Source organism: Streptomyces chisholmiae (assembly GCF_031845445.1).
GTDB classification, from domain to species: domain Bacteria; phylum Actinomycetota; class Actinomycetes; order Streptomycetales; family Streptomycetaceae; genus Streptomyces; species Streptomyces chisholmiae.
In genome coordinates, this window is sequence record NZ_JAVREO010000006.1 from 259,902 (window position 1) to 275,768 (window position 15,867).

13 protein-coding genes and 2 tRNA genes are annotated in these 15,867 nt (G+C 73.7%); 8 read left to right on the forward strand and 7 right to left on the reverse strand.

Going from position 1 to position 15,867, the window contains the following annotated elements; all coding sequences use genetic code 11:
- Positions 1–39: 39 nt before the first annotated feature.
- The 6 genes from gyrA to RM844_RS12555 all read left to right on the forward strand — a co-directional run bounded on the left by gyrA (position 40) and on the right by RM844_RS12555 (position 7,604).
- The gene (gyrA, locus tag RM844_RS12530) at positions 40–2,643 is read left to right on the forward strand and encodes a DNA gyrase subunit A (RefSeq protein WP_311667168.1); all 2,604 of its coding nucleotides are present in this window, start codon (positions 40–42) and stop codon (positions 2,641–2,643) included.
- A 155-nt stretch (positions 2,644–2,798) separates the two neighbouring features.
- Positions 2,799–3,428, forward strand: coding sequence for a DUF3566 domain-containing protein (locus RM844_RS12535; protein ID WP_311667169.1), 630 nt, complete (start codon positions 2,799–2,801; stop codon positions 3,426–3,428).
- Positions 3,429–3,484: 56 nt separating this feature from the next.
- Positions 3,485–3,558 (forward strand) — tRNA-Ile (locus tag RM844_RS12540).
- Between the two features lie 129 nt (positions 3,559–3,687).
- Positions 3,688–5,790 carry a serine/threonine-protein kinase gene (locus tag RM844_RS12545; protein WP_311667170.1) on the forward strand — a complete coding sequence of 701 codons (2,103 nt, stop codon included), beginning with the start codon at positions 3,688–3,690 and terminating at the stop codon, positions 5,788–5,790.
- Between the two features lie 105 nt (positions 5,791–5,895).
- The gene (locus RM844_RS12550) at positions 5,896–6,033 is read left to right on the forward strand and encodes a DLW-39 family protein (RefSeq protein ID WP_170184714.1); all 138 of its coding nucleotides are present in this window, start codon (positions 5,896–5,898) and stop codon (positions 6,031–6,033) included.
- Positions 6,034–6,275: 242 nt separating this feature from the next.
- Positions 6,276–7,604 carry a hypothetical protein gene (locus RM844_RS12555; RefSeq protein ID WP_311667171.1) on the forward strand — a complete coding sequence of 443 codons (1,329 nt, stop codon included), beginning with the start codon at positions 6,276–6,278 and terminating at the stop codon, positions 7,602–7,604.
- Between the two features lie 320 nt (positions 7,605–7,924).
- On the opposite strand, the gene RM844_RS12560 is transcribed toward RM844_RS12555, so the two are convergent.
- Entirely contained in the window at positions 7,925–9,172 is a 1,248-nt protein-coding gene (locus RM844_RS12560; protein WP_311667172.1) for a serine/threonine-protein kinase, read from the reverse strand.
- A 57-nt stretch (positions 9,173–9,229) separates the two neighbouring features.
- Positions 9,230–9,790: a helix-turn-helix domain-containing protein gene (locus RM844_RS12565; RefSeq protein ID WP_311667173.1), complete on the reverse strand. Its 561-nt coding sequence runs from the start codon at positions 9,788–9,790 to the stop codon at positions 9,230–9,232.
- A 147-nt stretch (positions 9,791–9,937) separates the two neighbouring features.
- Between RM844_RS12565 and RM844_RS12570 the strand changes: the two genes are divergently transcribed.
- Both RM844_RS12570 and RM844_RS12575 read left to right on the forward strand, forming a co-directional pair.
- Positions 9,938–10,010: transfer RNA gene (locus RM844_RS12570), tRNA-Ala, on the forward strand.
- Positions 10,011–10,337: 327 nt separating this feature from the next.
- On the forward strand, positions 10,338–11,237 hold the full coding sequence (locus tag RM844_RS12575; protein WP_394814491.1) for a phosphatidylinositol-specific phospholipase C/glycerophosphodiester phosphodiesterase family protein: 900 nt from the start codon (positions 10,338–10,340) through the stop codon (positions 11,235–11,237).
- A gap of 72 nt (positions 11,238–11,309) precedes the next feature.
- Here the strand turns inward: RM844_RS12575 and RM844_RS12580 are convergent, their stop codons facing one another.
- The 5 genes from RM844_RS12580 to RM844_RS12600 all read right to left on the reverse strand — a co-directional run bounded on the left by RM844_RS12580 (position 11,310) and on the right by RM844_RS12600 (position 15,843).
- Complete coding sequence (locus RM844_RS12580; protein ID WP_311667277.1) at positions 11,310–12,056, reverse strand: class E sortase; 747 nt, start codon at positions 12,054–12,056, stop codon at positions 11,310–11,312.
- 619 nt (positions 12,057–12,675) lie between these two features.
- Complete coding sequence (locus RM844_RS12585; RefSeq protein ID WP_311667174.1) at positions 12,676–14,190, reverse strand: class E sortase; 1,515 nt, start codon at positions 14,188–14,190, stop codon at positions 12,676–12,678.
- Positions 14,187–14,843 carry an aminodeoxychorismate/anthranilate synthase component II gene (locus RM844_RS12590; RefSeq protein WP_311667175.1) on the reverse strand — a complete coding sequence of 219 codons (657 nt, stop codon included), beginning with the start codon at positions 14,841–14,843 and terminating at the stop codon, positions 14,187–14,189. The genes RM844_RS12585 and RM844_RS12590 overlap by 4 nt, the downstream gene beginning before the upstream one ends.
- The gene (locus RM844_RS12595) at positions 14,840–15,019 is read right to left on the reverse strand and encodes a hypothetical protein (RefSeq protein ID WP_311667176.1); all 180 of its coding nucleotides are present in this window, start codon (positions 15,017–15,019) and stop codon (positions 14,840–14,842) included. The genes RM844_RS12590 and RM844_RS12595 overlap by 4 nt, the downstream gene beginning before the upstream one ends.
- Before the next feature lie 77 nt (positions 15,020–15,096).
- Positions 15,097–15,843: a DUF881 domain-containing protein gene (locus RM844_RS12600; protein ID WP_311667177.1), complete on the reverse strand. Its 747-nt coding sequence runs from the start codon at positions 15,841–15,843 to the stop codon at positions 15,097–15,099.
- Between the last annotated feature and the right edge of the window lie 24 nt (positions 15,844–15,867).

The window sequence follows — 15,867 nt, forward strand, 5'->3', positions numbered from 1 at the left end:
CGGCCCATCCCCGCTGTTTGAAAGGAATCGACCCACAGCATGGCCGACGAGAACCCCCCCACCCCGCCGAACCCCGAGGCCGCCGCGACCGGCGCGCTGCGGATCATGCCGGTGACGCTCGAAACCGAGATGCAGCGCTCCTATCTCGACTACGCGATGAGCGTGATCGTCTCCCGGGCGCTGCCCGACGTGCGCGACGGGCTCAAGCCGGTGCACCGGCGCGTGCTCTACGCCATGTACGACGGCGGGTACCGCCCGGAGCGCGGGTACTACAAGTGCGCCCGCGTGGTGGGCGACGTGATGGGCACCTACCACCCGCACGGCGACACCTCGATCTACGACGCCCTGGTGCGGCTGGCGCAGTCCTGGTCGATGCGGATGCCGCTGGTCGACTCCAACGGGAACTTCGGCTCCCCCGGCAACGACCCGGCCGCCGCGATGCGGTACACCGAGTGCCGGCTGGCGCCGCTGGCCATGGAGACGCTCCGGGACATCGACGAGGAGACCGTCGACTTCCAGGACAACTACGACGGCCGGAACCAGGAGCCGACGGTGCTGCCGTCGCGCTTCCCCAACCTGCTGGTCAACGGCTCGGCCGGGATCGCGGTCGGGATGGCGACCAACATCCCCTCGCACAACCTGCGCGAGGTGGCGGCCGGCGCCCAGTGGTACCTGGAGCACCCGGACGCCGAGCCGGACGAGCTGCTGGACGCGCTGATCGAGCGGATCAAGGGCCCCGACTTCCCGACCGGCGCGCTGGTGGTCGGCCGCAAGGGCATCGAGGAGGCGTACCGCACCGGGCGCGGCTCCATCACCATGCGGGCCGTGGTCGAGGTGGAGGAGATCCAGGGCCGGCAGTGCCTGGTGGTCACCGAACTGCCCTACCAGGTGAACCCGGACAACCTCGCGCAGAAGATCGCGGAACTGGTCAAGGACGGTCGGGTCAGCGGCATCGCCGACGTCCGCGACGAGACCTCGTCGCGCACCGGCCAGCGCCTGGTCATCGTGCTCAAGCGGGACGCCGTCGCCAAGGTCGTCCTCAACAACCTCTACAAGCACACCGACCTCCAGACCAACTTCGGCGCCAACATGCTGGCCCTGGTCGACGGCGTGCCGCGCACCCTCTCGCTGGACGCCTTCATCCGCTGCTGGGTGGCGCACCAGATCGACGTCGTGGTCCGGCGCACCCGCTACCGGCTGCGCAAGGCCGAGGAGCGGGCGCACATCCTGCGCGGCCTGCTGGCCGCGCTGGACGCCATCGACGAGGTCATCGCGCTGATCCGGCGCAGCGAGACGGTCGACGTGGCGCGGCAGGGCCTGATGGGGCTGCTGAGCATCGACGAGATCCAGGCCAACGCGATCCTGGAGATGCAGCTCCGCCGGCTGGCCGCCCTGGAGCACCAGAAGATCACCGCCGAGCGGAACGAGCTGGAGGCGCGGATCCGCGAGTACAACGCGATCCTGGCCTCGCCGGAGCGGCAGCGGCAGATCATCGGTGAGGAGCTGGCCGCGATCGTCGAGAAGTACGGCGACGACCGGCGGACCAAGCTGGTGCCCTTCGAGGGCGACATGTCCATCGAGGACCTGATCGCCGAAGAGGACATCGTGGTCACCATCACCCGCGGTGGCTACGTGAAGCGCACCAAGACCGACGACTACCGGGCACAGAAGCGCGGCGGCAAGGGCGTGCGCGGCACCAAGCTGCGCGAGGACGACATCGTCGACCACTTCTTCGTCTCCACCACCCACCACTGGCTGCTCTTCTTCACCAACAAGGGGCGGGTCTACCGGGCCAAGGCGTACGAGCTGCCGGACGCCGGCCGGGAGGCGCGCGGACAGCACGTGGCCAACCTGCTGGCCTTCCAGCCGGACGAGGAGATCGCGGAGATCCTCGCCATCCGGGACTACGAGGCGGCGCCGTACCTGGTGCTGGCCACCAAGTCCGGGCTGGTCAAGAAGACCGCGCTCAAGGACTACGACTCCCCCAGGTCCGGCGGCGTCATCGCGATCAACCTGCGGGAGATGACGGACGGCGGGGACGACGAACTGATCGGCGCCGAGCTGGTCTCGCCCGACGACGATCTCCTGCTGATCAGCAAGAAGGCACAGTCGATCAGGTTCACCGCCACCGACGACTCGCTGCGCCCGATGGGCCGGGCGACCTCGGGCGTGAAGGGGATGAGCTTCCGCGAGGACGACGAGCTGCTCTCGATGAACGTGGTCCGCGCCGGCACCTACGTCTTCACCGCGACCGACGGCGGCTACGCCAAGCGGACCCCGGTGGACGAGTACCGGGTGCAGGGCCGGGGCGGGCTCGGTATCAAGGCCGCCAAGATCGTCGAGGACCGCGGTTCGCTGGTCGGCGCCCTGGTGGTCGAGGCCACCGACGAGATCCTGGCCATCACGCTGGGCGGTGGGGTGATCCGCACGCGGGTCAATGAGGTCCGGGAGACGGGCCGTGACACCATGGGCGTCCAGCTGATCAACCTGGGTAAGCGGGACGCCGTCGTGGGCATCGCGCGGAACGCCGAGGCTGGTCGGGAGGCCGAGGAAGTCGAGGCCGAGGACGTTGGGGCCGAGTCCACGGACGAGGCTCAGCCGGCGTCCGCCGAGGACTCGGCGGCCGCGGGCACCGAGGAGTAGAGCGTGAGTGGAGCCATGGGCGCCCAGGGTGGCGGGAGCGACGGCGTGCCGCGCGCTTCGGCGACCCCGCCCCCGGGCGGCCATGGCTCGGGCTCCGGGACGGCGCGCCCAGGGGCCAGGAATCCGCAAGCGACCCTTCCCATGGGGGAACGACGATGACCAGTGCCCGACCTGCGGACTCCTCACCGCCGCAGGGCCATTCGCAGGGCCAGGGGTACAGCACCCCGGAACAACAGCACTACCATCCGCCGCAGGCGTACCCGTCCCCGCCCGGGGCGGCGCCGTCCGTCGGCCAGCAGTCCGGCCAGCGCCGGGCCGGCGGGACGCAGGGCGGTGGCACCACCGGCGGCCAGGGCCCCCAGACGCAGGGCGGCGGCGTGCGCCGCCCGCGCACCGGGGCCCGCACGGTCCCCCGGGTCCGCAAGGCGCGGCTGCGGGTGGCCAAGGCCGACCCGTGGTCGGTCATGAAGGTCAGCTTCCTGCTCTCCATCGCCCTCGGCATCTGCACCGTGATCGCGGTGTCCGTGCTGTGGATGGTGATGGACGGCATGGGGGTCTTCTCCACCATCGGCGAAACGATCACCCAGGCCACCGAGACGGACAACGAGAACGGCTTCGACCTCGAGTCGTTCCTGTCGCTGCCCAGGGTGCTCGTCTTCACCTCGGTGATCGCCGTGATCGACGTGGTGCTGGCCACCGCGTTGGCCACGCTGGGGGCGTTCCTCTACAACCTCTCGGCCGGTTTCGTCGGGGGCGTCGAGGTCACGCTGGCCGAGGACGAGTGAGGCCGCTTTCCGATTTGGGCGTGGGGCCGGGCATACGCTAGCCTTGCCGTGCACGCGGGGCTATAGCTCAGATGGTTAGAGCGCATCCCTGATAAGGATGAGGCCACAGGTTCAAGTCCTGTTAGCCCCACCGCGTGGAGGCCCCGGTCGGAGACGACCGGGGCCTTCTGCGTGTCCCCGGGGCGCTCCCGTCGTGCGGCTCCCCGCCCCAACTCCCTTACGCTGACGACGTGTACGCCACGGGAGGGGACGCGAGCTGATGAAGCCGTTGAGGGCGGGGGACCCACGGAGACTGGGGGACTACCAACTGCTCGGCCGGCTGGGCGAGGGCGGCATGGGGGCCGTCTACCTCGCCAGGTCGAGCCGGGGCAGAACGGTCGCGGTCAAGCTGGTCCGGGGGGACGTGGCCGACGACCCGACCTTCCGGGAGCGGTTCGCCCGCGAGGTCGAGGCCACCCGGCGGGCCAGCGGCGAGTGGACCGCCGAGGTGCTGGACGCCGAGACCGACAGCGGGACGCCCTGGGTGGCGACCGACTACATACCCGGACCCTCGCTGCACGAGGTGGTCGAGACGCACGGCCCGCTGCCGGAGCGGAGCGTCCTGCTGCTGGCCGACGGGCTGGCCCGGGCGCTGCGGGACATCCACCGCGTCGGCCTGGTTCACCGGGACCTCAAGCCGTCCAACGTGATGGTCACCATGGAACGGCCCCGGGTGATCGACTTCGGCATCGCCCGGGCCGTCGGGTCGCTCGGTGGCACGCTCACCGGCACCGGCATGCTGGTCGGGTCGCCCGGCTTCATGTCGCCCGAGCAGTGCCGCGGCGAGGCCGTCACCGCGGCCAGCGACATCTTCACCCTGGGCGCCGTGCTGGCCTTCGCCGCCACCGGCCGCTCACCCTTCGGCGGCCGCGACACCTCGCCCCATGTGCTGCTGCTCCGCATCGTGCAGGGTGAGTTCGACCTGACCGGCCTGCCCGACGGGCTCCGCGCGCTGATCGAGTGGTGCCTCGCCCCGCGCCCGGCGGACCGGCCCACGGCCGACGCGGTCATCGAACGCACCGTCCCGCACCACGACGGCGAGGTCTGGCTGCCCGGCGCCCTGCTGGCCACGCTCGGCCAGCGGGCCATCGAGCTGCTCACCGCCGAGACCCCGGACGCCACCCCCACCCCGGCGCCGCCGGCGCCCACGCCGCTGCCCGGGCCGCCGCCAACCCCGTTGCCCACGCCGGCGCCAACCCCGTTGCCAGCAGCGGCGGTTCCTCCCACGCCGCTGCCCGGGCCGCCCCCGTCCCTGGCGCCGGCGCCCGCGCCGGCCCGCCGGCGCGCGCGGTGGCTGGCCGCCACCGCGGTCGCCGCCACGGTGGCGGTGGTGGCCACGCTGGCGGTCAGCCTCTCCGGCGGCGACGACGGCGACCCGTCGGCCGCGGACGGCGGGGCGACGGACGGCGAGGCCGTTGACGACGAGGCCCTCGACGACGAGGCGTTCGGCGAGGACCCGCGCAACCGCGACGTCGGCGCGGACATCGAGTTCTCCGAGGAGGAGCTACGGACCGAGTTCGGCTACTCCTACGTGGACGAGGGTGCCGACTACCTCGGCACCTGGGAGGGCACCTGGACGAGCGACCTGGAGGCCGGCCTCGGCGTCTTCGGCCGGCTGGTCGTCGAGGAGATGGACGGCGGGGTCGGCAGCGGCACCCTCCGACTGGCCAGGGCCGAGACCGGCTCCACCTGCGCGATCCGCTGGACCTCCGACCGCAGCGAGCGCGTCGACGAGCACCGTGCCGTCCGGGACACCGTGGTCGAGGTGGCGCACACCGTCCCGGCGGAGCACGAGGAACACTGCTGGCCGGTGGCGCACGCCCTGGTGCTCAGGCAGCACGAGGGGGAGCCGGAACCGGAGCTGATGTGGTGGGTGCCGAGCAGCGGCCAGTCCATCCGCATGACGCGGGCCCCGGACGTGGCGGAGCTCGGCTTCCCCCCGGTGACCGGCAACTGGGCCATCGAGCCGGCGGAGTTGGCCGCCCTGGGGGTGCCGACGGAGGGCACGGAGCCCTACCGGGTCACGATGCGCCCTGCCAGGCCGGGCGAGACCGCGATGGAGATCCGCCCGCCCGCCGCCCTGGGCAGCCCCTGCGTCTGGGACGCGCAGCTGGTCACCTCCCAGGAGGACGGGGCGCACCTGCTGCTGACCGCGCCGGTGCCGTCCGGCCGGCTGGACGTGGAGTTCGAGCCGGGTGACTGCGCCGTGGCCGACGACGTGGTGCCGCTGATCGTGGAGAGCGTCGACTCCTACACGACCATGATGCTGCGCGGCATCGACCGCGATCCGGACCGGATCGTCACGCTGAACCGGGAGGACTGAGCGGATGGGGCGGGCGGCCCTGGCCCAAGCCGCTTGGCAGAGGACACGATTGGGTATCATCGGGCGCCAAGGTCCGATCACGTTGAAGAAGGACGAGGTAGCGCGGTGAAGAAGCTCCTCCTGGTCGCTGTGGCCGCCATCGGCGGACTCCTTGTCTACCGTCAGATCCAAGCGGACAAGGCCGAACAGGATCTGTGGACGGAGGCGACCGACTCCGTGCCGGCCGGCTCCACGGGCGCCTGACGTCCCCACGGACTCCACAAGGACTCATAGCAGCCGCCTTCGGGCCCTGGCCGCCTGACGGCGGTGGGCCCGAAGGCGGCTGGCCGCGTTTCGGGGACGGTTCGGGCCCGCCGCGCGCCGGGGCGCGGGCGCCGGCGGCTTGTAGCGCAACCGTGACGGGCCCGGGCGTCCGTGTGCACCAGCGAACTCGTACGGTGCGGTGAGGGACAGCGCGGTACCGGGGATGGCCGGGGGAGTTGGGGATGGGACAGATACGCGGCGGCGCGCGACTCGCGGCGCTGGGCTGCGCGTTGTTGCTGGTGGGCCCGCTCGCGGCGCCGGCCGCCGCCGCCGGTCCGGGGGCGGCGGAGCCAGGGGCGGCCGGGGGGTACCGGTTCGCCGCGGACGCCCGGCCGGTGGCGGGCACGGCCAGCAGCGCCGACGCCCCCACCATCGAGGCCGGCGGTGTCTACACGGACGAGATCGCCCCCGGCGAGACCCGGCACTACGCGCTCTCGCTGGACCACGCCGCCAGCGCCTACGTGACGACGGTGGCGGTCCCCGGCCCTGGGGCCCCGCTGGGGTCGTCCGACACCCTCGAGGTGGAGCTGCTGACCACCGACAACGAGAGCTGCTCCACCGGCCGCCGGAGCTTCTCGTCGGCCGGGACGGCCCGGCCGGTCGCCGCGTGGGCCGGGCGGACCGTCGCGCAGGGCGCCCCCTGCCAGCGGGCCGGCGTCTACTTCTACAGCGTGACCAGGGGCATCGGCGGCGACCCCGAGGACTGGCCGGTCGAGCTGCGCTTCACCCAGGAGCCGCCGCTGGCCGGCATCCCCGAGTCGGCCCCCGAGTTGACCGCCTGGGAGACCGAGCCGCCCGCCCCGCCCGGCGGGGCGGCCACCCGGGTGGCGGGCGGCACCGGCTTCAACGACGCCCAGCCGATCGGCGAGGGCGTCTGGCGCGACGACCTGGCCGCCGGGGACACGCTGGTCTACCGGGTGCCCGTGGACTGGGGCCAACAGCTCGCGGTGGACGTCGAGTTGGCCAACGCCACCGACCTCGACCCGGCGGTGGGGAGCCGGGCCGACGTGTTGGTCGAGCTGTACAACCCGGCCGGCGCGTGGGTGGACGCCGACGGCGCCGCCCGGTACGGCGGGGAGCAGCTCAGCGTCCCGCTGCTCACCCCCGGTGTGCACTACGGCAACCGCTTCCTGGAGGAGTACGACGCGCTGCGGCTGGCCGGCTGGCACTACCTGGTGGTCACGCTCGCCCCCGAGGCCGCCGAACTCACCCGGCGTCCGGTCGGGTTGACCCTGCGGCTCGCGCTGCTCGGCGAGCGCGCGGCCGGGCCGGCGTACGCCACCGACCTGGTCGAGGCCGGCTTCGGCGTCACCGACGAGATGGTCGCCCAGGCCGACGGGGGGCTGACCGACGCGGAGTTGGCCGCCGAGCGGGCCACCGACCGGAAGCGGCAGCGGGGCTACCTCGCCATCGGCGCCGGCGCGGTGCTGAGCGCCGGCATCGGGCTCTGGCACCTGGTTGCGCGCCGCCGCGCGGTGGCCGCGGCCGGCCCGGTGCCCGGCTCCCCCTGACGCCGGGCCCGGCCCCGGCCGGCTGGGCCGCGGCGGCCGGCGGGCGCCGGCCGGTGCCGTCGCCCCGGGTGGGTGTGACGGTCCGGGTGGGCGCCGGCGGGTCGGTCGCTCAGGCGGATGCCGGCGGCCCAGGGCGGGCGCTGGCGGTTTTGGTGGGCGCTGACGGTCCGGGCGGGCGCCGGTGGTTCGCTGGGTCTGGGGGGCGCCGGCGGGTCGGTGGGCCCAGCCGGACGCCGGCGGCCCGGACCGTGCGACGACGCCCGGTCCGGCCCGTTCAGGCGGTCCAGCCGTTCAGCGGGCCGAGCCGGATCGCCGGTGGTTCAGGCGGTGAGCAGGGACCAGATCCCGAAGCCGAAGCAGAGCGCGGCGACCAGCAGCACCGGGACCGCGACCGCGCGCGGCGGCCCGGGACGCTTCCGCACCGGCATCGGCCCGGTCGTGCCGTGTGGCGTCGGCGCCGCCGGCGTCCGCACGGTCTGCGCGCGGGTCACCGGCGACCTGGGCATGTCCGCGGTGGCCAACTCGCCCAGCGTCTCCGCCGACGGCGGGTACGCCCGGCCCCGGCCGGCCGGGCGCCCGGTGGCGGCGGAGCCCTGCGTCGCGCCGCCCCGCGGCGGCGCCAGCCGGTAACTCCCGGTCGCCGACGCGGTGTCGTCCACGGGCGGCCGCTCGCCGACCGCGCGGCCGTGCTCCGGCCCGTCGGGGCCGAAACCGGCGGGCAGCGGCCCCAACTGGTCGAAGACCTCGACGACCTCGCCCTCCAGGGTGGAGTCAGGCAGCAGCTCGCGGGCCGCGAGCAGCGCCTTGCGCGCCCCGGTCGCGGACCGGAACCTGGCGTCTGGCGAGGGGTGCAGCAGGGTGCCCAGCACCTGCCACAGCGGCTCGGGGACGCCCTCCGGGGGCCCCGGCTGGCCACCCGCCGCGTACTGCGCCAACAGCGCCTGGGAGTCCGGCTTGACCGCCGTCAGCAGGTAGAGGCCCAACAGGCCGACCGCGTACAGGTCGGCCGGGAAGTCCGGCTCCGCGCCCTCAAGCTGTTCGGGCGCGAAGTAGCCGGGTGTCCCCACCACGTAGTCGGTCTCGGTCAGCCGTGGCTCGCCCTTCCGCATGGCGATGCCGAAGTCGGAGAGCCGCAGGTGGGGCCGTCCGGTGCCGGTCGCGTCCAGCAGGATGTTGGCCGGCTTGATGTCCCGGTGCACCACGCCCTCGTCGTGCACCGCCTGAAGCCCGGCGAGCAGCTGGTCGAGCAGGAGACAGACCTGGGACGGCGGCAGTGGACCGTAGTCACCGATCAGGTGGGCGAGCGAACCCCCGGCCATCAGGTCCATGGTGAAGAGGACCTTGTCGTCGTCCGCCGCCCAGCTGGCCGGGGCCAGCACGTGCGGGTGGTCGATGCGCAGGGCCTGCTCCCGCACGAAGCGCAACAGGGTGTGGGCGTCCGCCTGTTGCAGCACCTTGGCGGCGACGTAGCGGCGCCGCCGGTGGTCGAAGGCGCGCCAGACCGCGCCCGCGCCCCCGCGTCCTATCGGGTCGACCAGCTCGTACCGACCCGCGAAGATCTCACCCATGGCGTCCAGTCCGCCCCCGTCGTCATCCCCGGCGCCGGCGTCGGCGCCGGCCGCCCGTCAGCCCTGGTGGCTCTCGTAGTGCTCGACGGCCTCGCGCGTCCTGGCCACGCCGTACACCCGAAGGAACTCGGCGAGTTCCGGGTGGCTGTCGCCCAACACCCGGGCTGCGCTCTGGATCTCCGTCGCGTCCGCGACCGAACGCAGCAGCGCCTGGATCTCCCGGACCACCCGCTTGCTGGGGTTGGCCGGCACCGCGCTCGGGCCGGACCTGGTGCTGGTGGAGGCCGGGCTGAGCACGTTGCCGCCGGCGGTGCGACGGATGTCGTCCATCGCGCCGGTGGCCTCGGCGGCGCTCACCCGACCGGCCCGCACCTCGGCGGCCAGGTCCTGGAGGGCCCGCACCCGCTGCACCACCGCCGGGTTGCCGATCTTCGCCCGCTGGCCGCTCATCAGCTGGGAGAGCATGGGGGCGGACAGCCCGAGCACCCCCGCCAGGCGCGCCTGGTTCAGCCCCAGGTCGGCGATGAGCCGGCGGAAGAGCGTGCCCAGGGGCTCGCCATACCAGGTCGTCTGCTGTTCCCTGGCCTTCTCGGTTGACTCCTGTTGGACCGCGTCCATCCTGCGACTCCCCTGTCTCCCCTGATCGCTTCACGTGAGCGAAGTTGCGCGTCATCCTACGGAGAGAGTCTTCCCCGGTGCGATACCCGGTCGGCCTCCCCGGAGAAGATTGGGTAATCTTGGCACTGGCCTTCCCGAAGGCCCGGCGGGGCCTTAGCTCAGTTGGTAGAGCGCCGTCTTTGCATGGCGGATGTCAGGAGTTCGACTCTCCTAGGCTCCACTTCGAAGGACCCCTTCTGACCTGCGGAAACGCGAGTTGGGAGGGGTCCTTCCCGCGTTTCAGTGGGCGACGAGTGGGCGAGGGCCCGGCCGGCGGTGCCTGGGTTGGTATGCCTGCATAATCGGGGCAAGCGGGACGGAACGGCCGGCGAAAGTGCGTGTGGGGGAGTCAGCGGCCGAACGGGCGGGGCTGGGCGGCGGGTGCGGACGGGTTGGCCAATGGGCGGTGACGGCCCGGGGAACGTTTGTTCAGGGGTCTCCTGATGGTCGGTTCCGGCCTCGATACTCACGGGTGGCCGTACCCGTCCACGCCGTCCCTGGAGGCACCGTGGCGCACGTTTCCCCGTCCCCGCTCACCCCGTCCGGCAGCAGGCCGTCCCGGCGGGCCTTCGGCGCCGCCGCGGCGGGCACCGTCGCGACCGCCGGGCTGCTCGCCGCCGGCACCGCGCGGCCCGCCGCCGCGCACGGGCGCCCGCGCCCGCCGGCGCCGTTCCCGCAGGCCCACGCGCACAACGACTACGAGCACCCCCGCCCGCTGCACGACGCCCTCGACCACGGCTTCGGCAGCGTGGAGGTGGACGTCTGGCTGGTGGACGGGCAGCTGTTGGTGGCGCACGACGAGGTCGACCTCGACCCCGCGCGCACCGTCGAGGCCCTCTACCTCGACCCGCTGGCCGCCCGGATCCGCGCCAACCGGGGTGTGGTGCACCGGGGTTGGGGGCCCGACTTCCAGCTGCTGATCGACCTCAAGACGGCGGGCGACGCGACCTACCGCGCGTTGGCGCGGCGACTGCGGCCGTACCGCGCCCTGTTCAGCTCCGCCACGCCGGGCCGGGTGCACACCCGCGCCGTCACCGCCGTGATCTCCGGCGACCGGGCGGCCCGCGAGCCGATGGCGGCGGAACGGGTCCGGTATGCCTTCTACGACGGGCGGCCCGAGGACCTGGGCAGCGGCGTGCCCGCCTCGTTCATACCGCTGGTCAGCGCGAACTGGACGAGCCTGTTCAGCTGGTCGGGCGTCGGCGCGTTCCCGGCGGCCGAGCGCGCGACGCTGCGCCGGTACGTGGACGCCGCGCACGCGGCCGGCCAGCGGGTCCGCTTCTGGGCCACACCCGACCAGCCGGGGCCGGAGCGCGAAGCGGTCTGGCGGGAGCTGCTCGCCGCCGGTGTCGACCACCTCAACACGGACGACCTGCCCGGGCTGGTCGCCTTCCTCCGCGCGAGCTGAGCGGGCCGCCCGGCGCCGGTCAGCGCGGGTCCGCCGCCGGCGCCGGCTGCCGCGAGGCGCCTCGGGGCGGCGCTAGTCGGCGGCGGCCAGCAGCTCGGCCGGCGGTGTCCGGTCGGCGTTCACGTGCTCGGTGCGCTCCAACTCGCCCCAGACGATGTACCGGTAGCGTGAGGTGTACACCGGCGTGCAGGTGGTGAGCGTGATGTACTGCCCGGCCTCGGTGGCGCCCGACTCCTCCGGGATCGGGTCCAGCACCTCGATGTTGTACCGCGAGGTCTCCGGCAGCACCGCGTAGACGCGGTAGACGTACCAGGTGTTCCTCGTCTCGAAGACGATCGCGTCGCCCTCTTCTATGTGGTGGATGTCGTGGAACTTGGCGCCGTGCCCGTCGCGGTGCGCGGCGATCGAGAAGTTCCCCTCCTCGTCCCACGGCATCGCGGACTGGACCGGATCGGTGTAGTAGCCGGCCACCCCGCCGTTCAGGGTGTCCGGGTCGGTGCCCTCCTTGACCAGGATCTCGCTGTCGCTCATGGCCGGGACGTGCAGGAAGCCGGCGCCGTCCTCCGGCTCGAACTCCCGAGGCTGGCCGGCTTCGTCATCCTCCCCCTCGGGCTGCGCCGCCCACTGCTCGCGGACCGCGTCGCTGTCCCGGGCGGCCTCCTGGTTGGCTATCACGTTGGTCCACCACAGCGAGTAGACGACGAAGAGACCCAGCACCACGCCGGCGGTGATCAGCAGCTCGCCGAAGACGGAGACGGCGACCGAGACCCGCTGCCGGGTCCGGCTGCCGCTTGCAGCGGCAGCGGCGGCCTTCGGCACGGGGTCGGCGCCTTCGGCGCCGGGGCCTGCTTCTTCGGCGGCGGGGTCGCCGTCGGTGTCGAGGTCGGGCTTCGACCCGGCGTCGGGGTCCGCTTCCTTGGTGTCGGCGTCGGATTCCGCGTCCGCGTGGGTGGCGGTGGCAGCGTCGAGGTCCGGCCTGGGCTTCGACCCGGCGTCGGGGGCGGCCTCTTCGGCGTCAGCGGCGTCGGGGTCGGTGTCCGGCTTCGCCTTCCGGTCCTGGGTGGGCTCCGACGTGTCGGTGTCCGGCTCGGACCTCGGCTGCCGGTCCTGGGCCGGTCCCGACGCGGGGTCGTCGGTTTCGGCTTCGGCTTCGGATGTGGCCGTCTCGGGCGCGCGGTCCGCTGCGGCCGGTGCCTCGGACTCGGGGGCGGAGCCGGACGCGGCGTCTTCGGCCTCGGACCCCGACTCGGGGGTGGGGTCGGGCGCCGCCCCGGGGGCGTCGTTGTCGGCGGCGGTGTTCCGCGGCTTCTCGGAGGAGGTGTCTCCGGCGAGGGCGGCTTCGGCCTTCGGGTCGCCCTGGGGCGTTGGGTTCTCGTTCTCCTCCGGCACCGCCGGTGTCCTCCGCTGTCGTTTCGTCATCGGTCAGTTGACGAGAGGGTCAGTTGACGAGGGCATCCGGCATCCCCTCGGCCCGCGGCCGTTCCTCCGCCAGCTCGCCCCAGACGATCAGGCGGTAGGTCGAGGTGAACTCCGGCGTGCAGGTGGTGAGGGTGATGTAGCGGCCCGGTTCGGTGAACCCGCCCTGTTCCGGGACGGGGTCCAGCACAGCCGTGTTGGACGGTTGGGTGGAGTCCAGTCGGCTGCGCATCTCGTAGACGTAGTACGTGGTCTCGGTCTCGATCACGATGGGGTCACCCGGCTCCAGCCGGTTGATGTAGCGGAACGGCTCGCCGTGGGTGTTGCGGTGCCCGGCCAGGCCGAAGTTCCCCTCCTCGTCCCACGGCATCGCGGTGGGGAGCCGGTCCTCCTCCGAGTAGTGGCCCACCATCCCGTTGTCCAGCACGCTGCTCGGGTCCACGCTCTCCGCCACCGGCACCCGGACGTCGAGGGTGGGCAGGTAGAGCAGGGCGAAGCCCTCGCCGGCCGAGAAGACGCCCGGGTCGCGGTTCTCGGCGTCCGCCGCCTCCTCGTCCGACTGGTCCCAGCGCTCCTGGAGCTCGTCCGCCTGGTTGTTGGCGTGCGCCCTGGCCTCCACGTTGGTCCACCACAGCTGGTAGACGACGAAGAGCAGCAGCAGCACGCCGGTCGTTATGAACAGCTCGCCGATCACGTTGCTGATCGCGGTGCCGGTCTGCTTCGCCGCCTTGGCCGCCGCCTTGGCGGCCTTGCGGCGGGCCGCCCGGCCGCCGCCGGCCTCCGGCTCGGCCGGGTCCGGCGTCGCCGGGTCGGCCGGCGCCTCGGCCGCGCCCCGGCGGCCGCCCGCCTTCGCCGCCCGGCGGCGGGCCGCCCGGCCACCGGCCTCGGCGGCGGTCGCGCTGGTCGTGCTGGTCGTGCTGGTCGTGCTGGCGCCGGCGGCCGGGCCGCCGGCCTGCGCCGCCGCCTGGGCGGCTCGGCGGCGGGCCGCCCGGCCGCCGACCGGCGGCTCGGCGGCGGTCTCCGGGCCGGCCGGCCCGGCGCCGGCCTCGGCCGCCGGCTCGGCCCAACGCGGCGGCCGGCGCAGGTCGTCGGGCCGGCGCAGCCCCACCGTCTGCGGGTCCCGCTCGGCCGGCCCGCCGGGGCCGTCCTGGGCGTTCGGGTAGCCGTAGCCGTCGGCTCCCGGCCCGCCCGCCGCCGGGTCGGCCGCCGGATAGCCACCGGCACCCGGAAACCCGTTCGCCGGGTACCCGCCCGCGGCCAGCTCGTCCGCCCCGTACCCGACGGCGACGCCGTCCGACCCGTAGCCGCCGGCCGGAGGGTCGCCGTGCCCGGGGTGGCCCGGCTCGGCCGGCCGCCGCTGCCCGGGCAGCGGGTCGCCCAACGGGTCGGCGAGGGCGTCGACCGCCGCCTGGTACGGGTCGGCGCCGGTGGTGCCGGGCGTCGGATAGGCGCCGCCGCGCCCCGCGTACGGGTCTTCCGCGTAGGGCTGCTGGTGCGGGTCCCAGTCCGCGCCCTCGGGCGGGCGCGCGGCGGTCACGCCGCCGGCTCCTGTTGGCCGATCCGGCCCACGATCGGGGCGAGCCCGTGGGAGCGTTCGACGGCGCCGGTGTCGCCGCAGCGGACCAGCCAGTTGGCCAACATCCGGTGGCCGCCCTGGGTGAGCACCGACTCCGGGTGGAACTGCACGCCCTCCACGGCCAGTTCGCGGTGGCGCAGGCCCATCACCACGTCGCCGACCCGGGCGGTGACCGTCAGCTCCGGGGGCAGTCTGGACTCCTCGGCGGCCAGTGAGTGGTAGCGGGTCACCGTCAGCGGCGAGGGCAGCCCCTCGAAGACGCCCGCCGCGTCGTGGCTGACCTCGGAGGTCTTGCCGTGCAGCAGCTCGGGCGCCCGGCCGACCACCCCGCCGTAGGCGGTGGCCATCGCCTGCATGCCCAGGCAGACGCCGAAGACCGGGACGCCGGTCTCGGCGCAGTGCCGCACCATCGGCACGCTGACCCCGGCCCGCTCCGGGGTGCCGGGGCCGGGGGAGATCAGCACCCCGGCGAAGCCGCCGTCGGCGACCTGCTCGGGAGTGACCGCGTCGTTCCGCCGCACCTCGCACTCGGCCCCGAGTTGGTAGAGGTACTGGACGAGGTTGTAGACAAAGCTGTCGTAGTTGTCCACGACCAGGATGCGGGTGGTGCTCACCGGCCACTCCCCCCTTGGGCGTCGTCCACGGTCACGTCGTTGAAGGGCAACAGCGGTTCGGCCCAGGGAAAGACGTACTGGAAGAGCAGGTAGACCACGCCCAGCGCGAGCAGCAGCGCGAGCACACCCCGCACCAGCGTGTTACCCGGCAGGTGTCGCCAGATCCACCCGTACATGGCTTCCCGTCCCCATTTCATGCGACGCCGCGTGCCCCAAGCGTACGAGACGCGGCTCACTCACGGGGCGCTCGGCGTCATTCCGCCGGCTCCAACGGCTCGGCGTGGTGGAGCGCGACGCTGCCCTGGTACCCGGGGAGGGTCACCGCTTCGTGCTCGTCCACGTCCCAGCCGAGGCCGTAGGCCGCCACGTACTGCTGGTAGTTGCGCAGTGCCGGCGAGGCGTCCAGGGCGGCGCGCAGCCGCTCGGGGGCGCCGACGGCGGTGATGGTGTAGGGCGGCGAGTAGAGCTGGCCCTGGAGGATCAGGGTGTTGCCGACGCAACGCACCGCGCTGGTGGAGATCAGTCGCTGGTCCATGATCCGCACCCCCTCGGCGCCGCCCGCCCACAGGGCGTTCACCACGGCCTGCAGGTCCTGCTGGTGGATCACCAGGTCGTTGGGGGTGGGCTCGGGCACCCCGGAGAGCAGCGGCTCGGCGTCGGCCGGGGCGTCGGTGAGGGTGACGGTCAGCCCCGTGCCGGTCAGCTCGCGCAGCCCGGCGGCGCCCTCCACGCTGTCCAGCCGCAGGGCCTGCTCCGGGTCGGCCGCGCGGTCGCGCTCGGTGAGGGCGGTCACGTCGGAGCGGAGCCGGGCCGTCGAGGACTCCAGCGAGGCGTTCTGCCGCTCCCGCTCACGGATCAGGTCGGACATCTGCAGCAGGGAGTCGTCGGTGCGGATGTTGTTGCCGCGGGAGACGGTGAAGCTGACCCAGAAGAGCAGGCCGGCCAGGGCGAAGACGGCGACCGTGCCGAGCCGGGCGCGGCGGAAGCGGAAATTCCTCACCGTACCCTGGTCTCCTTAAACAGC

Excerpts from the sequence above, each read along its gene's own strand:
- gyrA (WP_311667168.1), top strand. The coding sequence starts at position 40 with ATGGCCGACGAGAACCCCCCCACCCCGCCGAACCCCGAGGCCGCCGCG.
- RM844_RS12535 (WP_311667169.1), top strand. The coding sequence starts at position 2,799 with ATGACCAGTGCCCGACCTGCGGACTCCTCACCGCCGCAGGGCCATTCG.
- RM844_RS12545 (WP_311667170.1), top strand. The coding sequence starts at position 3,688 with ATGAAGCCGTTGAGGGCGGGGGACCCACGGAGACTGGGGGACTACCAA.
- RM844_RS12555 (WP_311667171.1), top strand. The coding sequence starts at position 6,276 with ATGGGACAGATACGCGGCGGCGCGCGACTCGCGGCGCTGGGCTGCGCG.
- RM844_RS12560 (WP_311667172.1), bottom strand. The coding sequence starts at position 9,172 with ATGGGTGAGATCTTCGCGGGTCGGTACGAGCTGGTCGACCCGATAGGA.
- RM844_RS12565 (WP_311667173.1), bottom strand. The coding sequence starts at position 9,790 with ATGGACGCGGTCCAACAGGAGTCAACCGAGAAGGCCAGGGAACAGCAG.
- RM844_RS12595 (WP_311667176.1), bottom strand. The coding sequence starts at position 15,019 with ATGTACGGGTGGATCTGGCGACACCTGCCGGGTAACACGCTGGTGCGG.